Source organism: Streptomyces sp. B1866, assembly GCF_031932565.1.
In the GTDB taxonomy this organism is placed as follows: Bacteria; Actinomycetota; Actinomycetes; order Streptomycetales; family Streptomycetaceae; genus Streptomyces.
The window spans coordinates 1-4,525 of the sequence record NZ_JAVSCF010000371.1; the positions used below are offsets into that span (position 1 = coordinate 1).

The 4,525-nt window shown below is 77.8% G+C and carries 3 protein-coding genes; 1 reads left to right on the top strand and 2 read right to left on the bottom strand.

Annotation, left to right across the window (positions count from 1 at the left end):
• Positions 1 to 118 precede the first annotated feature (118 nt).
• Together RKE29_RS28135 and RKE29_RS28140 are read right to left on the bottom strand one after the other, a co-directional pair.
• Complete coding sequence (locus RKE29_RS28135; RefSeq protein WP_312008504.1) at positions 119 to 1,663, bottom strand: HtaA domain-containing protein; 1,545 nt, start codon at positions 1,661 to 1,663, stop codon at positions 119 to 121.
• An 87-nt stretch (positions 1,664 to 1,750) separates the two neighbouring features.
• Entirely contained in the window at positions 1,751 to 3,187 is a 1,437-nt protein-coding gene (locus RKE29_RS28140; protein ID WP_312008506.1) for an HtaA domain-containing protein, read from the bottom strand.
• Positions 3,188 to 3,431: 244 nt separating this feature from the next.
• Between RKE29_RS28140 and RKE29_RS28145 the strand changes: the two genes are divergently transcribed.
• On the top strand, positions 3,432 to 4,412 hold the full coding sequence (locus RKE29_RS28145) for an ABC transporter substrate-binding protein (protein ID WP_312008507.1): 981 nt from the start codon (positions 3,432 to 3,434) through the stop codon (positions 4,410 to 4,412).
• The last annotated feature ends 113 nt before the right edge of the window (positions 4,413 to 4,525 follow it).

Consider the following 4,525-nt stretch of genomic DNA (forward strand, 5'->3'; position numbering starts at 1 on the left):
ATCACGATCTACAGCTGGAGTACTAACCCTCGGAGTCGGACCGCCGCCCTGCCAGAGGGCACCGCGCCCGGGCCCCGGCGCCGGAGGGTTCGCCAGGGCCCGGGCAGTCAGCACCGCGTCAGGCGCGGCGGTCCGTGCCCGACAGGCGGCGGCGGGTGGCGTACGTGACCGCCGCGCCCGCCGTCACCAGGGCCGCCGCCGCGCCCGCCAGCGCGCCGCTCGGCAGGTCCGAGCCGGTGGTGGCCAGGGCGCCGGAGCCGCCGGTGACCGCGCCGCCGCCCGTCGCGCCGCCGCCCGTCGTGGCGGCGGCCGGGGCGGGGGCGCTGCCGCCGTCGGTGTCGATGCCCGTGCCGGTGGCGGGCAGGGGCGCGCCCTTCTTCAGGGAGACGGCCGCCGTCACCGGGTCCAGCGCCTCGCCCTGCTCGTAGAAGCCCGCGAACGCCGTGGCGCCGCGCGCGGTCAGGGTGGCGGGGACGGCGGTCAGGGAGACCACGTCGCCCTTGGCCGTCAGGCCGCCCTGGGGGAGCTTCAGGTCGGCGAGGGGCACGTCGTTCGACTCGGTGACCTTGCCCGTTTCCCGGTCCTTGGACGTCACGTCGGCGTACAGCGTGCCCTTGGTGCCGTTCGCCTTCACCGCCAGGTCGGCCAGCTTCAGGTCCAGGGCGCCCGCGTGGCCGGTGAAGCGCACGGCACCGGAGAAGCGGGCGTCCAGGGTCTGGGCCGTCGCGTCGTACGAGCCCGTGCCGCGCTGGAAGCGGTAGCCGTCGCCGTTCTTCGCGGCGCCGTCCGACACGGTGACGGCGCCCTTGGCTATCGGTCCTGTGACGTAGTCGCGGAAGCGCTTCTTGACGCCCCAGTCGAGGTTGCCGTCCGTGATCCGGCCCGAGGCCGCCCGGGGCGGGGCCGCCGGGGTCGGCTTTCCGGTCGGGGTCGGGGTCGGGGTCGGCTTCGCGGTCGGGGTCGCGGTGGGGGTGGGGGTGGGCTTCGCCGTCGGGGTCGCTGACGGGGTGGGGGTGGCCGTGCCGGGGGTGACCGACAGCGTCGCCGGGTCCAGCTCCTGGCCCGCCTGGTACATGTCGTTGAACGCCTTCGCGCCCTCGGCCGTCAGCTTCGCCGGGATGTTCGCGTACGTCACGGCGCCGCCCGGGCCGCCGCCCGGCGTGATGCCGGACAGGTCCAGGGAGGCGAGCGGCACGTCGTCGCTGACGTGGCCCGAGGAGACCACGTCGGCGACGATCGTGCCCGCTGTGCCCTTGGTGGTGACCTTGACGTGGGTGAAGGCGAGGTCGAGCTGGCCGTTGTGGCCGGTGAAGCGCACCGTGCCGCGGACGCCGAGGTTCACCGCGTGGGCCTGCGTGTCGTACGTGCCGGTGCCGCCCGGGAACGTGAACGGGCCGTTGTCCGCCGCCTGCCGGGCGCCGTCCGCGACGAGGATTCTGCCGTGGGCTATCGGGCCCGTGACGTAGGACCGGAAGCCCTTCTTGACGCCCCACTCCAGCGTGCCGTCCGTCAGCGGCAGCGTCGCGGACGGCGCGGCGCCCGAAGCGGCGTGGGCGGCCGGGAGCGGCAGGGCCGCGCCGCACGCGGCGGCCGTGGCCACGGCGGCGGCCAGCGCGAACGCGCCGCGCCGGGCCCTGCGGGGGGCGGTTGCGGTGGTGGTCATGGTCAGTGACTCCTTGGGTGGTCGTCCCGGTGGGTTGCCCGTGGTCGGTCCGGGCGTCCGGGCCCGTGGGAACGGGGCTGGTGCTGGTCAGTCCCCGCCGCTGTCAGGGGGTGAGGCGGCGGCCCCCGCCGGTGCCGTACGCCGCGCCCGGCGCCGCAGCAGCAGCGCCGCCACGGCCGCCACCGCGAGCGCCCCGCCCCCGGCCGCCGCCGCCAGGGTCCCGGTAGACGGGCCGTCGTCTCCCCCGGCGCGGGCCGGGCTGCTCGGCGGGGTAGCGGCGGGTGCGGTCGGCTCGGGGTCGGTGCCCAGGTCGGGCAGGGCGGGCAGGCGCGCGCCCGGGGCGAGGGCGACGGCGAGCGAGACCGGGTCCATGGCCGTGCCCGTCTGGTACAGGCCGCCCAGCGCCCGCTCCCCGGCGGCGGTGAGCTTCGCCGGGGCCTCGGTCACCGTGAGCAGGTCCCGCGCACCCGCGCCGGGCAGGGCGGCCGGGAAGGTGACCAGCGGTACGTGGCGCCGGGTCGTACGGGCGTCCGCCACGTCCGCCGACAGGGTGCCGGTGCCGCGCGCGACGCGTACGGACACGTGGCTGATCGTCAGGTTCAGGTCCCGGCCGGTGAAGGCGAGCGTGCCGCGGAAGGCGGCGTCCAGCGTGCCCGCCTTCCGGTCGTACGTGCCCTTCCCGGCCGTGAAGCGGAACACGGCGCCGCCGTCCTGCGCGCCCTCGGTCAGCCGCCACCGCCCGCGCGCGATGGGCCCGGTGACGTACTCGCGGAAGGTGCGGCGCACGCCCCAGTCGACGGCGGCCTCGGTGAACGTGCCCTCCCGCGCGGGAGGGCGGGACGTCCCGGACGGTGCCGGGGACGGGCGCTGCGAGGCCGGGGCCGGGGCCGCGGTGTCGGCGGACAGGCTGACGGGGTCCAGCTGCGTTCCGGCCGGGTAGTAGCCCGCGAACGCCGTCGCGCCCTGGGCCGTGAGCCGCGCGGGGACGCCGCGCAGCACCACGGACGGCCCGCCGCCGCGCATGTCCACGCCCGTCAGGTCGAGCGCGGCCAGCGGCGCCTGACGGGCCGAGGTGACCCGCCCGGTGTCGCGGTCCTTGCTGGTGATGTCGGCGTAGAGGGTGCCGCTCCCGCGCGTGACGCGGACGGTGGGGCGGCTGATGGTCAGGTCGAGCTGGTACGAGCCGCCGGGCTTCCGGTGCCCGGTGAACCGCACGCCGCCCGCGTAGGCGGCCGTGAACGCGCCGGTGTCCGGGTCGTAGGAGCCCTTCGCGGAATGGAAGCGGAACTGGCTGTCGCCGACCGTCGCGGCACCTCCGGCCAGGGCCCAGCCGCCGTGCGCGACGGGCCCGGTGACGTAGCTCTGGAAGGACGCCTTGATGCCCCAGTCCAGGCGGCCGCCCGCGACCGTACGGGACTCGGCCCGCGCGGGGGCGGCGGGGAACGGCGGCGCACCGACCGCCAGGCCCAGCAGCGCGGCGGCGAGCGCGACGGGCAGTGCCCGGACCTGGCGGCGCGACGGCATGGACCCCTCCCCGGCTGATCGTCAGCAGTAAGGCTAACCTAAGCTATGCCGTGTCCGGGGCGGCACCCGGGGTACCGTCGCCCTTCTGCGGCCGGTCGGCACGCGCTAGTTGGCGGCGGCAGCGGGCAGCGGCGAGGAAGCGTGGAGGGCTGGCGTGAAGGGCTGGATCGTGAACCATCGGCACCCGGCGCGGGGCCGCCCGCGTACCCGCCGCGTCGTCGCGGCCGCCGCCACGGCCCTCGCCCTGGCCCTCGGGGCGACCGGCTGCGGCGGCGAGGGGCGCGGTGACGGCGGCGGCGGGCCCCGGGCCGCGAGCGCGCCCGACCGCGTGGAACCCCTCACCGGCACCCCGGCGCCCCAGCTCCCCGCCACCGTGCGGTCCGCCGACGGCCGCCGGGTGACCGTCCGCAGCGCCGAGCGGATCGTCCCGCTCAGCGGCTCGCTCTCCGAGACCGTCTTCACCCTGGGCCTGGGCCGCGGCGTCGTCGCGCGCGACATCAGCACCACCTTCGAGCAGGCCCGGGACCTGCCGCTCGTCACGCGCGCGCACGACGTGTCCGCCGAGGGCGTGCTGTCGCTGCGGCCCACGGTCGTGCTCGCCGAGGCCACCACGGGACCGGCCGAGGCCGTCGCCCAGATACGGGACGCGGGTGTGCCGGTCGTCGTCCTGCCCGCCGCCAGGTCCCTGTCCGACGTGGGCGCCCGGATCGACGCGGTGGCCGCCGCGCTCGGCGTCCGCCCGGCGGGCGACCGGCTGCGGCAGCGCACCGAGCAGCGCCTGGACGCGGTACAGAAGTCGGTGCCCGCCGCCGCGCGGGGGTCCGGCGAGGGCAAGCGCCCGCGCGTGGCGTTCCTCTACCTGCGCGGCTCGGCCTCCGTCTACCTGCTGGGCGGGCGGGACTCCGGGGCCGGTTCGCTGCTGGCGGCGGCCGGGGCGGTGGACGCGGGCGCGGCGGCCGGACTGACCAGGGACTTCACGCCCATCACCAGCGAGGCCCTGGTCAAGGCCGCGCCCGACGCGATCCTGGTCATGACCAAGGGCCTTCAGTCGGTGGGCGGCGTGGACGGGCTGCTGCGTATCCCGGGCGTGGCGCAGACCCCGGCGGGCCTGGACCGCCGCGTGGTGTCGATCGACGACGGGGTGCTGCTGAGCTACGGCCCGCGCACCGACCAGGTGCTGCGCGGCCTGGTGGACCAGCTCTACGGGCGGGGCGGCGACCGGTGACGGCGCCGGAGCGGGACGCGGCCGGTGCCGCCGGGGCTCCGGCGGGCGGGGCGGCGCGGCGGCTCGCCAGGGCTCCGGGCGAGGCGGCGGCCGACGCCGGAGGGCGGGCGCGG